General features: G+C 44.7%; 14 protein-coding genes. 7 read left to right on the top strand and 7 right to left on the bottom strand.

Going from position 1 to position 14,823, the window contains the following annotated elements; all coding sequences use genetic code 11:
• Positions 1 to 1,261 (bottom strand): M48 family metalloprotease (locus A3729_RS01855; protein WP_068633040.1); only part of this gene is annotated, 1,261 nt, incomplete at its 3' end.
• Positions 1,262 to 1,612: 351 nt separating this feature from the next.
• Here A3729_RS01855 and A3729_RS34435 point away from each other — a divergent pair.
• A complete protein-coding gene (locus tag A3729_RS34435; RefSeq protein WP_368664571.1) occupies positions 1,613 to 2,548 on the top strand; it encodes a PaaI family thioesterase in 936 nt (311 codons plus the stop codon).
• A 63-nt stretch (positions 2,549 to 2,611) separates the two neighbouring features.
• Here the strand turns inward: A3729_RS34435 and A3729_RS01865 are convergent, their stop codons facing one another.
• Positions 2,612 to 3,742 (bottom strand): SMP-30/gluconolactonase/LRE family protein, encoded by a 1,131-nt coding sequence (locus A3729_RS01865; RefSeq protein WP_197470094.1) that lies wholly within the window; start codon positions 3,740 to 3,742, stop codon positions 2,612 to 2,614.
• A gap of 264 nt (positions 3,743 to 4,006) precedes the next feature.
• Between A3729_RS01865 and htpG the strand changes: the two genes are divergently transcribed.
• Positions 4,007 to 5,923: a molecular chaperone HtpG gene (gene htpG, locus A3729_RS01870; protein WP_068510476.1), complete on the top strand. Its 1,917-nt coding sequence runs from the start codon at positions 4,007 to 4,009 to the stop codon at positions 5,921 to 5,923.
• Between the two features lie 112 nt (positions 5,924 to 6,035).
• On the opposite strand, the gene A3729_RS01875 is transcribed toward htpG, so the two are convergent.
• The 5 genes from A3729_RS01875 to A3729_RS01895 form a co-directional block, all read right to left on the bottom strand.
• Positions 6,036 to 7,949 carry an ATP-binding protein gene (locus A3729_RS01875; RefSeq protein ID WP_068510478.1) on the bottom strand — a complete coding sequence of 638 codons (1,914 nt, stop codon included), beginning with the start codon at positions 7,947 to 7,949 and terminating at the stop codon, positions 6,036 to 6,038.
• A 24-nt stretch (positions 7,950 to 7,973) separates the two neighbouring features.
• A complete protein-coding gene (locus A3729_RS01880) occupies positions 7,974 to 8,177 on the bottom strand; it encodes a hypothetical protein (protein ID WP_068510480.1) in 204 nt (67 codons plus the stop codon).
• Positions 8,178 to 8,197: 20 nt separating this feature from the next.
• Positions 8,198 to 8,842, bottom strand: a complete 645-nt coding sequence (locus tag A3729_RS01885) for a TonB-dependent siderophore receptor (RefSeq protein WP_068510482.1) — start codon at positions 8,840 to 8,842, stop codon at positions 8,198 to 8,200.
• Positions 8,843 to 8,925: 83 nt separating this feature from the next.
• Positions 8,926 to 9,888 (bottom strand): diguanylate cyclase, encoded by a 963-nt coding sequence (locus A3729_RS01890; RefSeq protein ID WP_068510485.1) that lies wholly within the window; start codon positions 9,886 to 9,888, stop codon positions 8,926 to 8,928.
• A gap of 10 nt (positions 9,889 to 9,898) precedes the next feature.
• The gene (locus tag A3729_RS01895; RefSeq protein ID WP_068510487.1) at positions 9,899 to 10,924 is read right to left on the bottom strand and encodes a response regulator; all 1,026 of its coding nucleotides are present in this window, start codon (positions 10,922 to 10,924) and stop codon (positions 9,899 to 9,901) included.
• Positions 10,925 to 11,147: 223 nt separating this feature from the next.
• Between A3729_RS01895 and A3729_RS01900 the strand changes: the two genes are divergently transcribed.
• From A3729_RS01900 to A3729_RS01920, 5 genes are all read left to right on the top strand, one after another.
• Positions 11,148 to 11,642: a DUF6586 family protein gene (locus tag A3729_RS01900; protein ID WP_068552970.1), complete on the top strand. Its 495-nt coding sequence runs from the start codon at positions 11,148 to 11,150 to the stop codon at positions 11,640 to 11,642.
• Positions 11,643 to 11,706: 64 nt separating this feature from the next.
• Entirely contained in the window at positions 11,707 to 11,952 is a 246-nt protein-coding gene (locus A3729_RS01905) for a hypothetical protein (RefSeq protein WP_068509110.1), read from the top strand.
• A gap of 54 nt (positions 11,953 to 12,006) precedes the next feature.
• Complete coding sequence (locus A3729_RS01910; RefSeq protein WP_068510566.1) at positions 12,007 to 12,693, top strand: crotonase/enoyl-CoA hydratase family protein; 687 nt, start codon at positions 12,007 to 12,009, stop codon at positions 12,691 to 12,693.
• A gap of 66 nt (positions 12,694 to 12,759) precedes the next feature.
• Positions 12,760 to 14,145 (top strand): UDP-N-acetylmuramate:L-alanyl-gamma-D-glutamyl-meso-diaminopimelate ligase, encoded by a 1,386-nt coding sequence (gene mpl, locus A3729_RS01915; protein WP_068510564.1) that lies wholly within the window; start codon positions 12,760 to 12,762, stop codon positions 14,143 to 14,145.
• Entirely contained in the window at positions 14,138 to 14,749 is a 612-nt protein-coding gene (locus tag A3729_RS01920; RefSeq protein ID WP_068510562.1) for a flavin prenyltransferase UbiX, read from the top strand. Before mpl ends, A3729_RS01920 begins: the two co-directional genes overlap by 8 nt.
• Positions 14,750 to 14,823 lie beyond the last annotated feature (74 nt).

A 14,823-nucleotide genomic window follows, 5' to 3' on the forward strand; every position in this document is an offset into this window, starting at 1 on the left:
TATGGTTTTCTATTGTCACCAATAAAGGCCCTTTAGGGTCTTGAACATGCTTGGCCTTTAAGTATTTTTCCGGTGTTTGCTTAATTTCGATTAGGGCCAGTTTTAGTTTTGCCTGTTGACCTATATCGCCTTGCGCCTGGGCTGCTTGTGCATAGTACTTAAGTGCTTGTTCCTGATTCTGAGACTCGCTGTATAGCTCTCCTAATTGTAGGGCAGCAATACTTGTTGGTAGTAAACGCATGCTATAGCGATAATCATCAATGGCATAGCTAGATTGGCCTAGAGCGGCATAGCTTTGAGCACGCTTTAAGTAATAAGAAAATTGATTTGGGTTGAGCTCTGTGGCGCGCATATGGGCCGCAAGTGCAGAATCTTTATTTCCCTTAGCGGCCAATGCATCGCCTTTTATGGCGCTAAATAGTGCTTCTTTAGGTTCTATATTACTTGCTTTAGAAATAAGGCTAAGCGCCAGGTCGTAATCTTTTTGTGCCAGGGCGGCATTCGCCTGGTCTGCCAGGTCGTAAGCTTCTTGTTTACTCTTGAGGTAGGCGATGGCTTGTTGATACGCCTCTTTACCCGAGAAGGCGTCTTTGACAGGGTTTGAGGCAGCGTATTTGATATTTGCTTCTACCCGTTCTTGAGAGGGCGGGTGTGAAGCAAATAAACCGTCAAGCCATGAACTTTTTTGCTGCTTTGATAGTGAGACAAAAACCTTTTGAAGTTCAACAGCGCCCTGCAGGTTGTAGCCAGCCTTAGCCATATATTTCATGCCGTAGTGGTCTGATTCCAGCTCGTGGTCGCGTCCATATTTGGCAGTGGTTAACCTTGCCCCTAAGTTCGCACCGCCAATAATTAAGTCTCGATAGTCATTATTCGCCAAGCCTAAACCCAGGCCCGCCATGCCGACTTGAACCAGTAAATTATCACGCTGACGCTGGGCGCCGTGTCTGGCAGCAGCGTGAACAATTTCATGACTAAGCACTGCAGCTAGTTGAGCTTCACTTTCCAGCTTTAAGAGCAGGCCACGATTAATAGCAATCTTGCCTGATGGCAGGGCCCAAGCATTAGGGACTGAGTTATTGAGAACGACAAACTCATAGGGAAGTTTTGGGACATCACTAAGGGCGGCGAGCCTCATACCAACCGTGCTGACATATTCACTAAGCTTCGGATCAAGGTTGTAGGCGCCACCTTGTGATTGCTGTGCTGGTTGGTATTGTTGCTGGCCTATTTTAACGTCTTCAGAAAAAGAGCTGAACATTAGCTGCTTTTCTCCGGTTACCGGGTTTACAGAGCAAGCGCTACAGAGCAAGGTTAGGCAGAGTAGAAGATAAGTAAAAATGGGGCGCATAAGACAATACCGGGTTCTAGTTAACAGTAAGTCAATTTTGCGCTAATGGATTCACTCTTTTCAATAGCAAATGAGTAATTACTATTGTTATAAATAGGATGCTAGGTGGAAATCTCCTGATTAATTACATTTCTTAAAAAGTGTGACATTGGTTATACTTCGGCGCTTCAAATATGTTAGCTGATAAGGAGCTGACATTTTATGCTTAACTAGAATAAGCGTTCCCAGCTAAATTATGTAACGCTGATTGTGAGAGAATGAATGAGAGACGAAACCATGTTGTTTACCCAAGTCGAAAGCTTTGTAAGCGTATTGGCTCAGTGCCAGGAGTTGGGTATTAAGGTTGTTTCTGCAAGAGAAAACGAGCTGATACTAGAATTGCCTTACAGCGAGAAGATTATCGGTAACCCAGATTCAGGGGTTATTCATGGTGGTGCGATTACCACCTTGATGGATACGACCGCAGGTGCCGGTGTGCTATGTGCAATGCCGGAGTTTGAACTCTGCCCAACACTAGATTTGCGTGTTGACTATATGCGCCAGGCAAAACCGGGGCAGTCAGTATTCGCGAGAGCAAGCTGCTACCGTTCAACCAACAATATCTTGTTTATGAAGTGTGAGGCTTATCAGATTGACCGGACTGTGGCGCATTGTGTCGCAACCTTTATGCGTATGGGCGAGAAGGGCATTCCTTCCTTAGATGTGATGACGAAAGATATTCCTGTTTATCAATCAAAGAATATTGGCAAGGTTTCTCTGCCCGAAGATTTTAAAGATTCGGTGATACAAGCGCGCGACAAGAGCGACTACAAGATACTGACCTCAGCTATTCCTTATGCGCAATTGATTGGCATTGAATGCCTGGATGATAGAGGAGAGCTAACCTTTAAGTTAAATCAGAAGGAAGGCAATATTGGTAATCCTATTCTTCCCGCAATTCATGGTGGTGTCATTGGTGGCTTTATGGAATTGTCTAGTGCTATGTATTTGCTGGTATCTCAGTCGACTTTGAAATTTCCCAAAATTATTGATTTTTCATTAGATTACTTACGTGCCGGTGCAAACCAGGATACCTATGCCTATTGTAATGTGACCCGCCAGGGTGGCCGCGTTGCTAATGTCGAAGTTCACGCCTGGCAAGAAAGCCGCGATAAGCCAATTGCCTTGGCCAGAGCGCATTTTTTGTTAGAGGATTAGGTTTTTCAAAGGGGTCAGACTCGATTGAAATTCAATCGAGTCTGACCCCTTTGAAATTCAACCTCAATGCCCAGGGTAAGCAGTGGTATCGGTCTTCAATTTAAATATCTGATAAGGGCCTTTTTCTTGAATGTACTGGTCAGGCTTGGCTATCACACTTTGTAGCGCACTAGCAGTAACGTATAACCAGCCATTCGGGCCGAAGCTGAAACCATCAGGCCAGCGAAGCTTCTTGTCTTTGTAAAGTGTTTGTATGGAACCATCAGAGCGCATCTGTATGATAGCCGAATGCTCCAGATCGCTGATGTATAGAGTGTCCTCATCATCGATAGTGATGCCATCGCTCATGGTCTTTTCACCAAAAGCTTCGATTTTAGTTTTCAGCGCTTCTGCACTTAGTGCAGGATTATTCAAATCACTTACCCGTACGCGCCACATCTTCTCGTCGGTAACGGGAGCAAAGTAAAGCCATTCTTCGTTGCGGTCTAGCGCAATAGAGTCAACGCCAGGGCGAATAGCAAAAACACCAAACATCAGCATTTTCACACCTTCGACATGAGGAACATAGTAGTCCGGGTCGACCGAGTCGTGGTCTTCAATAGCAATACGAGCACGCTGTTCTATCACATCATAAACGATGATAGATGGGCTAAGACCTATGATACTTGCATTGGCGATATAGATGCGTGTGCCATCATGACTGACTTGGAAGTCATTCATATGTGAGCCTAGCCCTGCAATATCTGAACTAAAACGATGATGATGCACAACCTCGCGGGACTCAATATCCACGGCAAGGATCTGAGGTGTTTCTTGCCCATGGTCACCATAGTCGAGTAGCCATAAGCGGCCTTGTCTGTCTAAACGCATTGATAGAACAGTACTCAAGTTAAGACCAGCTGGTGACTCGAACTCAAATGGTTTGGCTTCGCCATCAACCAGTTCTGCGATGTTATAGGGTGGAAAACCTTCCGGATGATAAGTGAAAAAGATGCGCTCATTTTTCGAGACTGCGATGTTTCCAGGAGGGTAGGGCAGGTCAGCAACTTTGATAAGCGCTTCAGCCGGGAGCAGGGGCTGGCCACTTCTATCAGGGAAGGCATCGCCGCCGCCGTAGAAACCATCGAGTGCGGCCGCACCGAGGCCAATAATCAAAACAACTGCGAATAATAGTGTGGTAAGGGCTTTTAACATGATTCTCAATTTATCTTTGTAAAGGTAGGTGGAGGGCATTAAACCATAATCTGGCTTTGTGCGCGAAACAGCTCGAAACAAAACACGATAAAAATTACTTGAAATTAAAAATGCCATCCCCACATAAGGTTTCAAGGCTTTTCAGGTCGGTGGTAAGCAAGGCTGCATTGATAATGCAGTCCCTCTCATAAGTTTGAGATAAATTGCTGCCGGAAAGCGACAAATCAATTTTTCTGAACAACGAAAAACGAGAGAAACAAATATATGTCAGCACAAGATAATTTAGAAGCAAAGCAGGAAACCCTTGGCTTTCAAACAGAGGTTAAGCAGCTTCTACATTTGATGATCCATTCCCTTTATTCAAATAAAGAGATCTTCTTACGCGAATTGATTTCAAATGCTTCCGATGCAGAAGATAAGCTGCGTTTTGAAGCGCTATCTAACAACTCTTTGTACGAAGACGATGGTGATCTGAAGATTCGTCTAGAGTTTGATGAAGAAGCCAAGACAGTGACATTAACTGATAACGGTATCGGTATGAATCGTGATGATGTCATTAACCACTTAGGTACGATTGCCAAGTCAGGCACTGCCGAGTTTATGTCTAAGCTAACAGGTGATAGCCAGCAAGATTCTCAGTTGATTGGTCAGTTCGGTGTTGGGTTCTATTCCGCATTTATTGTTGCCAAGAAAGTTGATGTATTCACGCGTAAAGCGGGTACAGATAAAGCGGAAGGTGTTCACTGGAGCTCCGAAGGTGAAGGTGAATTCACCATAGAGAATATCGAGCGTGCCGAGCGTGGTACTTCGATTGTGCTTCACCTGAAAGAGGAAGAGGCTGAGTTTGCTAACGGCTGGAAGCTACGTAGTCTGGTTAAGAAGTATTCTGACCATATCGCCTTCCCGGTTGTGATGAAGTCTGAGCCAATGCCTGCTGAAGAAGGTAAAGAGCCAGAAGAGCCAAAAGACGAGACAGTCAACGAAGCCACAGCGCTTTGGTCTTTGTCTAAGTCTGAAATCAAAGAAGAAGAGTATCAATCTTTCTATAAGCATATTTCTCATGACTTCCAAGAGCCACTAACTTGGTCTCATAACCGTGTTGAAGGTAAATTGGACTACACAAGCTTATTGTATATTCCTTCAAAAGCGCCTTTTGATATGTACAACCGCGATGTACCGAAAGGGCTCAAGTTGTACGTTCAGCGTGTTTTCATCATGGATGAAGCTGAGCAGTTCCTGCCTCTGTACCTACGGTTTGTTAAAGGTATTGTTGATACTCGCGATCTTTCGCTGAACGTCTCTCGTGAAATCTTGCAGAGTGACAAGACCGTTGAAAGTATGAAGACTGCTTTGACCAAGCGTGTTCTTGATATGTTGACCAAGATGGCGAAGAACGATGCTGAAAAGTATCAGTCTTTCTGGGATGAGTTTGGCCAGGTAATCAAGGAAGGCTTGGCTGAAGACTTTGGAAATAAAGAGAAAGTTGCCGGTTTATTACGTTTTGCGTCCACTGAAGGGGATAGCAAGCAGACAGTTTCTCTAGCGCAGTACATTGAACGTATGCAAGAGAGCCAAGACAAGATCTACTATGTTAGCGCTGAGAGCTATGCAGCCGGTATCAGTAGCCCTCACATGGAAATCTTCCGTAAAAAGGGTATTGAAGTGCTTGTGCTGAGTGATCGTGTTGATGGCTGGATGATTTCTTACTTGAGTGACTTTGACGGTAAGCACTTGCAAGACATCACCAAAGGCGAGCTAGATCTAGGTGATATCGAAGACGAAGAAGACAAAAAACAGATCGAAGAAGCGAGCAAAACTTATGAAAGCTTGATCGGCCAGATCAAAGACTTGTTAAGCGACAAGGTTGAAGAAGTTCGTGTTACTAATCGTCTGACTGACTCGCCAGCTTGCTTGGTGGCCGGTGCACACGATATGGACGCACAAATGAAGAAGATCATGGAAGCAGCTGGTCAGGCTGTTCCAGAGACTAAACCAAGCTTCGAAGTGAACCCGGAGCACCCATTGGTTCAGAAGTTGAACGAAGAGCAAAATGATGACCGTTTCAACGACTTGGCCAACGTCTTGTTTGACCAGGCAGCCTTGGCTAGCGGCGAACAGCTGAAAGATCCAGGTGCCTTTGTGTCTCGTTTGAATAAGCTATTGTTGGATTTATCTAAGTAGTTCATTACATTTCGACACAAGTTAAATAAGAAGGAGTTTGGTTTCGGCCAAGCTCCTTTTTTTTGTTTTATCCTAGTCAAAAGTAAAATGGGTAAAGGCTAGCGATTCTGAGCTATTTAACTCTAATCGGAATACTTACCGAGAAAGTCGTGCGCCCAACTTCACTCTCAAAATCAATATTTCCTTGATGCTTATCGACAATTTTCTTACAGATTCCTAGTCCTAAACCGCTGCCTTCTCCGGCTGGTTTTGTGGTAAAGAAGGATGAAAATACCTTTTCTTGGATATCCTCAGGAATTCCTGGACCGTTGTCGGTGAACTGCACAAGAATATTACCCTCCTGTACTTTGGTAGAGACCGATAATTCACCTTCATTATGCATTGCTTGAAGTGCGTTATGGGTTAAGTTGGTCCAGACTTGGTTTAGTTCGTCGGGGTAGCAGAGTGTTGAGGGTAAATCACCATAGTCCAAGTGCACTTCACAGCCTTGCTTAAACTGGTTCTGGTAAAGCACCAAGACTGTTTTAATGCCGTCGTTGATATTGCTTTGAATCATTTCTCCGCTGCAGTCTTGATGAGAGAAACTCTTCAAGGCAAAGACTATTTTTGATACGCGCGCGATGGCGGTATGAATGGTCATGTTGTTTCTTCGAATACTCGTAAGGGAGTGAGCGAGGGAAACGATTTTGTTATTTTCAGGGTCGAGAATTTCAGGTTTTAGTGCGCTGAGCTGATCGTGTAAGCCCATTTCCAATAGCAATTCTGCTAGATCTTCAGCACCTTCCTGATGATGGGGAGCAAGTTCTTTTGATAGAGAGCGCTTAATTGCCCTTTCCTCACGCGTGCTAAGGGAGTCGGAATGATTATTCGTCGACCTCCCTATCAGCGAGATGATCTTATTCAGTGCTTGAGCGTCAGGGTCGGGGCTTTTTTCCAGAATAGGTTTCAGTTGGGTAAGGTGGTCTTCCAAACTCATAGAGGTATTACTGGCCGATGCGCCTATTGCCCCGAGAGGCGTATTGATTTCGTGAGCAATACCTGCGATCAGTTGACCAAGTGCTGCAATTTTTTCTGAGTATATTAACTGCTGTTGGCTTTCTTCTACTTTTTTGAAGGCGTTAAGTAACTCTTCGTTCTTCTTATGCAGCGCCTTTGTTCGCTCATTAACTTTTGCGTCAAGCGTTAAATTATATTGCGCTTGTTCTAGGTAATTTTCTTCCAGGTTTTTAGCCATGTCGGTGAAGTTATGACTGAGTTCGGCAATTTCATCAGTACCAGTTATTGCGGCGTTATGGACTTTAGTGAAGTTTCCGTTTGCAATTTCTTTGGTGTAAGCGCTTAAACGCACTATGGGCTCAACTAAGCGCTCTGCTAACTGAGAGATCAGCACAAAGGCGACTAACAAAATCGCTCCGGCACTATAAAATGCCTTGTTCGTTTGTTCTTCTTGTAGTTGAGTATTTTCTGCAATAGATTGGGTGATCACTTTGTTCAGTTTTTTCAGCGAATATAGAAGGTAAATATCACCCCAGTGGGATTCTCCAATAGTTATCGGTACGCGGTATTCAAGTGAAGAGATCGGAAGAGCGCTGTCTTCAGGGTTATTAATCCCGAGGACTGAAATACTATCAGGGGTTTTTATGCTCACCTGACTAATGCTGCCATGATTTGTCGGCTGATAGGGTAGCTGTTGCTGCAACGGATCTGATGTGTGGATAAATACTTTGCCGTTTTTGGATACTAAAATAGCTTGCTGCAGCTCTGGTGTGTTGTTGACAGAATCGTTAATAATTTGGGTTAGAGAAAAAAGATTGAACGATGCCAGGTTTTCTGCGATCGAGCTACTCAACGCTTGGGCTTGGACGAGTGCTTGTTGGTTGAGGTTATGTTTTAGCAGAACGATACGCTTCTCTAACTCGGTATCAAATGCTTGCTTGTGTAGGTTTATTTGAAGGTGAGTGCTGACATAAAGCACAAGTAAAAGTGCACTAGCAATGATGAAAAGTAGTTTGTTGCGAATTCCCATGCTTAGACTTCTGTCTCCGTACAGCTACTTATTGGATAAATGCTCTCTTAAGCAGGTGAGTATATCCTCTATTTCCCAGGGCTTGCCAAAACAGGCGGCAAGATTCGCTTGTTCATAGGCTTCTTGGACTGCTGAGCTATCGGCATGACCCGTGAGTATTATCTTGATGATATCAGGGAACATGGCATGAACGTCAATCAAGAACTTATCGCCTTTGGTAACAGGCATAATGTAGTCCGAAATGATGGCTACAATCTGTTCACCATCTTTAAAGGGCCTGTACCATCGCGATACGATGCATTGAGCTTCCTTGATTGGTCACTTCCGATGCCTGCGCTTAGTGTTGTTTCTTGTGTATTCTGAGCCGTTTTGGTGATGATGTTAATTACGGCGACAAAAGCATTGGCTCCGTAGAGTGCTGAGCCAGGGCCACGGACAATTTCTACCCGGCTAATGTCATCGACAATAAAGTTGTTGTAAGAGCTTAGTGCACCACCATTTACCAGGTTGTTATTGTTAGCGTGGCCATTGATTAGAAATAATACTTTTTCACTGAAGTCTGTTTTTAGCCCTCTTATCTCGAGGGTAGACCTTCCCATATTAGTTTGGTAAACACCTAAGCCAGGTACGCGCTTTAGTGCGTCCATTAGGTTGCGCGCACCCATTCTTTTTAAGTCAGCAGCGGTAATGACGGTAACACTTGCTCCACTTTTCTTAATATCTTCCAAAGTCTTAGTTGCCGTAGAAACATAAGTCTCTGCCTGTAGCCACTGTATTTCTTCTTGTAATGGCGATACGGATTGAGCAGGGGCTAATGTTTGGGAAAGTGCTGATGCGCTAGCGGCGGCAAGAATAGCAAAGCTTATGTTTTGAAACTTTGAGCGGCGGATCATAGTGACTCCAAAATATTATTAGAATTGTCGTGGTTGATGACGTTATCTCTAGCGCGACACACCTTTCGGCGGCACGCTAGATTTTAACTATGGGAGAATGTATTGGTCTGGTTTCGCCCGCCTTCTTTAGAGGCATATAAGGCTTGGTCAGCTTGTTCAAGCCAGGTCATATAGTCGCTAGTGGCTTCAACAGCCTGACTAATTCCCAAGCTAATGGTAAATTTGATTGTTTTACCGTCATGAACAACTTCCATGGCTTCGATCTGTTTGCGAACACGTTCGCAGAAAACCATGGAATGTTCGGCATCGGTGTTACCAAGAATAACGCCAAACTCTTCACCACCGTAGCGGCCGGCAATATCAGTTTTACGAAGGTTATCCCGAAGTGCCTGAGAAACTTGCCTGATTACTTCATCGCCGGCTTGGTGACCATAGGTGTCATTTACCTTCTTGAAGTGGTCAATATCAAACATAATGACAGAGCAAGTCGTGTGATAGCGCTTATAACGGCTAAACTCTGCTTCTAGGCACTCTTCCCAATAACCTCGATTGTTTAGCCGAGTCAGGCGATCAGTTCGACTCAGCATTTCTAATTCAGAGTTCGCTCGTTCCAGTGCGTTCCGGTTCGCGGCAATATCAGTCACGTCATAGAGAATGATAGCGATATGGTTTACCGTTCCATCAGCAGATACCAAAGGTGAGATGGTCACGTTTTGGTACATGAATGGTTCTGTGCCGGTAATTGGGCGGTAGTTTTTGAATTTGAACAGATAAGGTCGCTGCTCCCAGGTCATAAAGGAGCGGTTTTTTAACATAAACACTGAATTAGATTTATGCTCTAGCCAATCTCTGGGCAAATCAGGGAATAAGTCAAAGAGATTCTTGTCTTTGGTCTGCAATGGAGTTATGCCGCTATGGCTCTCCATGAAACTGTTCCAAACTTTAATGCTAAAGTTGCGATCCAGTACCACGAGGCCGACATCGATGGTTTGCAGCATATCCATCAGCCAGTGAAATTCTTTTATATCTATCTGTGATCGTTCCATAGTTCGGCTATTAATCCATCAAGTAGGAAAGTCGTTTGTTCAAATTGTCCAGTGAATCTTCAGTGAACAGTAATAACAGGTCGCAACTAATGTTGTAGTTTTCAATTTCGTAAGTGATTTCAATGGCGAGTGTTTTCTTCCAGCGCTTGGCATTGGCTTTGATCAATTCACTTACTTTGACATGCTGCCCTAAAACAACCGGGTGCCCTTGACTGAAGGTGGTGTCGAGTTGTTGGGCAATACCGTTAGTACAGGCGCCCACTAGAATACTGGCCACTTCCATTAGTAGCTCAAGCTCAACCATGCGATCGACTTCGCCTTTGTAGTCGAGCAGCTTGGCGATATCACCAAAACTTGAATCACTGAAATTGAGCAAGGCTTCACCACTAATACCCGAACCGATAAAACCTTGGCAAACGGCAGAGTAGGTGTCTTGTTGCTCGGTGAGTGATAAGGCCATTTCTAACTCACTAACTTCGAGCAAGTTAACGTTTGGTATAGGCAGTTTTACGAAGACTTTCAAAAGCCGAGCGAGTAGGTCAGCTGCTTGTCCCATTGCGACATTCGCTATTTCTTGCATGCAGTCGCGGGTGCCAATATTGCCGATTTCACCTTTCTTAATTATCGGTGCTCTTGCAGGCGTAGCAGGAGCGGCTGAGGGCTCTGGTGCTCTGTAAAGGCCAAATTTCTCAAGTAGCTCTGTGAGCGCTTCAGTCGAAGTAGGTTTCTTAATGAAGTCGATTGCGCCTAGAGCCTTAACGCGTTCATGTGCTTCAGGTTGAATATCTCCTGATACGACAATTACCATCGTTGGCAAATCTTGTTTCTGAATCTGCTCTAAGGTTTCATAACCATCCATGACTGGCATGTTGAGGTCGAGAAACATAATGTCTCCCAAACCCTCTTTAATGGCTGCCAATGCTTCTTCACCATGTTTCGCAAATGAAACTTCTATTTCCCAGTCACTTGGCAAGGTTCTCGCCATTTGCTTTCTAGCTACGCTGGAGTCGTCGCAGATCAGGACGCGTGTTGTCATATGAAAAGGTCTTTCCACGGGATGTATTTATGATTACTAATTAAAGTGCATGAATGCCCATTCAGCAAGTCTTCAGGATAATTAAAGTTCCATATTCAGAGCAGTCATGACCCCATGCTCTGAATGGGGTATACTGGAGCGTTTATTAGTCTCAGGTATTAGTCTGGAAATCCAATTTAACAGGGTTTCTGGGCTGTAAGTGTGTGTCGACGGAGTCTTTTAGGTGAGTGATATTAAGAGCAGGGTGAACACTTATTTGTATGCAGCACAAACACAAGCAAAGCAGGCAGAGACAAGTACTAATGCTGCGCTTGCACAGGCTGCCGTTGTTGGCGCTAGTTTGAGTTTGAAGTATGCCTGGGAAGCCTGGCTAGAAGAATTATCAGCCTATTTAAAGATCCCTGCTGACGCCTTGCAAGATGAGTCTTCAGAATTGGCGCAGAATATGCCCGATTGCCAGTTCCTGTTTGCGCAGAAGCAGGAGCAAGGAAGTTGGTATCAACGCTTGTTGGCTTTATCTGTTGACCCTCTGCTCTACAGAGAAAATTCGCCGCATTCTAGGCAAGCAGCTAGCACAGAAGCAAGTGTGCCTCGAATTGAGGTTATTAATTTGACCGAGACAGCTATTGAAGGTGATAGAGAGCTGACTTTGTTAGAACTTATTGAAGAAGTAAAAACTTATATTCAGCAAAGGCGAGAGCAACAAACAGAATGGTAAAGAAGGCCGCAGGTACTATATAACTTACCTGGTGAGCAGGTTTCTATATAAATTTGGAGTTTGAATGAGTAGCGCATTTTTAGAGATAGTTGAATTAGAAAACGGTAGCTTCGCCTTGAAGCGAATGGATGATGACGGCGAATTCTTGGTCGAAATCCAATTTTCAGAAGAGGTTGAAGGCTTTTTGGGGGAGCATAAAGCAGCGATAGCGAAAGCAATGATCGGTGCGGGTGTTCAAGCTGCCGGGGCACTATCTAAATCGATTGTCGAAGCTGAAGAAAAAGAGCGTGAAGACCGTATATTACATTAATTCGAACAACCCTCGGTTGGACAAAAAACATAAGAGATATAGTTAGGAGTTAGTATGGAACTGGTACAGTTTGAGTTGCAAGATAAAGTAGCCACGATCAAAATTCAAAACGGTAAGGTGAATGCAATTTCTCACCAGGTCATTGCAGAATTGAATGAAGCGCTTGATCATGCTGAAGAGACCGGAGCGGTGGTTATTATCACTGGTCAGGAAGGTATATTCTCGGGTGGATATGATTTGAAAACCATGCAGAAGAGTATGGATCATGCGACTGCGCTTGTGGCAGAAGGTTCTACTTTAACGCGTAGAATGTTGGCTTTTCCTACGCCAATTATTGCTGCATGTAGCGGTCATGCGATTGCCAAAGGCTCCTTTATTCTTTTATGTAGCGATTACCGTATTGGTGCTAAAGGTCCATTTAAGCTAGGTCTGAATGAAGTGGCGATTGGTATGACAATGCACCAGGCAGGCATTGAAATGGCGCGTGGTCGTATCCCGACAAACTACTTTAATCGCTCGGTAATGAATGCAGAAATCTTTGATGTTGAAACGGCTGTTGATGCAGGATTTTTGGATAAGCTTGTCGATGCAGATCAGCTAATGACTGAAGCTAAAGCGTTGGCTGAAGAGTATAAAAAGCTGAATATGAAGGCTCATCACGGTACTAAGCTAAAATCACGCAAAGCCTTACTGGAAGCAATGGATGCTGCGATTGAAGTCGATCGTACGACGACTTTCTAAACCTTCCTTGTTACATAGAGGGCTTCGAGCCCTCTACCGAATGACCTTCACAACTTGAGACTCAACATGCATATTCATATTTTAGGTATTTGTGGCACCTTTATGGGAAGCTTGGCGGTGCTGGCCAAAGAGATGGGTATTAAAGTGACTGGCTGTGATCAGGGTGTTTATCCACCAATGAGTACGCAGTTGGAGTCTCAAGGCATTGAGCTAATTTCCGGCTTTTCGGTAGATCAGTTAGAACTTGGTGCAGATCTTTATGTTATCGGTAATGCTATCAGTCGTGGCAACCCCTTGCTGGAAGCTATTCTCAATCAAGGTTTGAAGTATACTTCCGGGCCAGGCTTCTTGGCAGATCATATCTTGCCAGGAAAGTGGGTGATGGGTGTTGCCGGTACGCATGGCAAAACCACCACCAGCAGTATGCTTGCCTGGATTTTGGAATATACGGGTATGTCGCCTGGCTTCCTGATTGGAGGCGTGCCTGAAAACTTTCCTTGTTCGGCCCGCTTGGGTGAAACGCCGTTCTTTGTCATTGAAGCCGATGAGTACGATAGCGCCTTCTTTGATAAGCGTTCGAAATTTGTCCATTATCGCCCTCGCACTTTTATTGTTAATAACCTTGAGTTCGATCATGCAGACATCTTCGCTGATCTTGCTGCAATCCAGACTCAATTTCACCATGTTATTCGAACCATTCCAGAAAATGGGCGAGTAATTTATCCAGAGAATGTGACGGCCATTGATCAGGTAATCGAAAAAGGTTGCTGGTCTGAGCAGGAAGTATTTTCTGATGATCAAAGTACAACAGATAAAGCTATCTGGAAAAAGCTAAGTGAGTCAGGCAGTTCATTTCAACTGATCTTGGCAAATGAAACCGTACAAGTCGATTGGAACATGACTGGCGACCATAATGTTCAAAACGGTGTTGCAGCAATGCTGGCTGCTCGCCATGTTGGCGTAAGTCTAAAACATGGTGCCGAGGCCTTATCCTGTTTTGGTGGTGTGAAGCGACGCATGCAGTTGTTGGCTTCGGTTAATGATGTACATGTTTATGATGACTTCGCCCATCACCCGACGGCTATCCAAACCACCTTGGCTGGCTTGCGTAATAAGGTTGGTCAGGATAAGATGATTATTGCGCTAATCGAACCTCGTTCAAATACCATGAAGATGGGTGTTCATGCTCAGACGCTATTAGCCAGTGCTGAAGAGGCCAATCATGTGGTTTGGGCAGACTTGTCGGATATGACTTGGTTGGATGACTTGATTGCTCAAACGGCAAGCAAGCAAAGCACTAAGCATGAGCTTGGCAATACCCTTAATGACTTAATCAATAAGGTAAAGTCTAAGCTCTCGGGTGAAAGTCATATTGTGATCATGAGCAATGGCGGCTTCGCAGGTATTCATGGCAAGTTAGTGGAAGCGCTAGAGGAACAGGTGAATGACTAAGGTGGTCGAACCGGTATCAATAGCGATTACTGGTGCATCGGGCGCGCAGTATGCTCTGCGCTTGATTGAATGTTTACTAAAGCAGAGCGTGCCGGTTTACCTGATGGTGAGCAAGGCAGCGCATATTGTAATCGCCACAGAAACCGAATATAAGTTGCCCGCACAAGCAGCACAAATGGAATCCTTCCTCAGTGACCATTTTTCTGCCGAGCCCGGAATGATTCGTGTTTTTGGCAAAGAGGATTGGATGTCTCCTTTAGCATCTGGCTCCGGTGCACCGAGTCGAATGGTGGTTTGCCCATGTAGTACAGGGTCCTTATCAGCCATCGCAACGGGAGCAAGTAATAACCTGATCGAACGTGCCGCTGACGTGGCTTTGAAAGAGCGTCGTCAGTTGATACTAGTTCCCAGAGAAGCACCTTACTCAGAAATTCACCTAGAGAATATGCTCAAGCTCACGCGTATGGGGGCAGTTATCCTCCCGGCAAGCCCAGGTTTTTACCATCAACCAAAGTCTATCGAAGATATGGTCGACTTTGTTGTAGCACGTATCTTATCTCAATTGGGCTTGGAACAGTCTTTGATGCCGAAATGGGGTGAGTAAGTTTTCAACGGGGTCAGACTCGATTGAAACTCTTCGTAGTTAGAACATTCCACGGCTCGCTGGCGGTTTAGCAC

It is taken from the genome of Oleiphilus sp. HI0043, from assembly GCF_001634935.1.

Bases quoted from the DNA above. Each gene is read 5' to 3' on its own strand.
- A3729_RS34435 (WP_368664571.1), top strand. From the start codon at position 1,613: ATGAGAGACGAAACCATGTTGTTTACCCAAGTCGAAAGCTTTGTAAGC.
- A3729_RS01865 (WP_197470094.1), bottom strand. From the start codon at position 3,742: ATGTTAAAAGCCCTTACCACACTATTATTCGCAGTTGTTTTGATTATT.
- htpG (WP_068510476.1), top strand. From the start codon at position 4,007: ATGTCAGCACAAGATAATTTAGAAGCAAAGCAGGAAACCCTTGGCTTT.
- A3729_RS01875 (WP_068510478.1), bottom strand. From the start codon at position 7,949: ATGGGAATTCGCAACAAACTACTTTTCATCATTGCTAGTGCACTTTTA.
- A3729_RS01880 (WP_068510480.1), bottom strand. From the start codon at position 8,177: ATGCCTGTTACCAAAGGCGATAAGTTCTTGATTGACGTTCATGCCATG.
- A3729_RS01885 (WP_068510482.1), bottom strand. From the start codon at position 8,842: ATGATCCGCCGCTCAAAGTTTCAAAACATAAGCTTTGCTATTCTTGCC.
- A3729_RS01890 (WP_068510485.1), bottom strand. From the start codon at position 9,888: ATGGAACGATCACAGATAGATATAAAAGAATTTCACTGGCTGATGGAT.
- A3729_RS01895 (WP_068510487.1), bottom strand. From the start codon at position 10,924: ATGACAACACGCGTCCTGATCTGCGACGACTCCAGCGTAGCTAGAAAG.
- A3729_RS01905 (WP_068509110.1), top strand. From the start codon at position 11,707: ATGAGTAGCGCATTTTTAGAGATAGTTGAATTAGAAAACGGTAGCTTC.
- A3729_RS01910 (WP_068510566.1), top strand. From the start codon at position 12,007: ATGGAACTGGTACAGTTTGAGTTGCAAGATAAAGTAGCCACGATCAAA.
- mpl (WP_068510564.1), top strand. From the start codon at position 12,760: ATGCATATTCATATTTTAGGTATTTGTGGCACCTTTATGGGAAGCTTG.
- A3729_RS01920 (WP_068510562.1), top strand. From the start codon at position 14,138: ATGACTAAGGTGGTCGAACCGGTATCAATAGCGATTACTGGTGCATCG.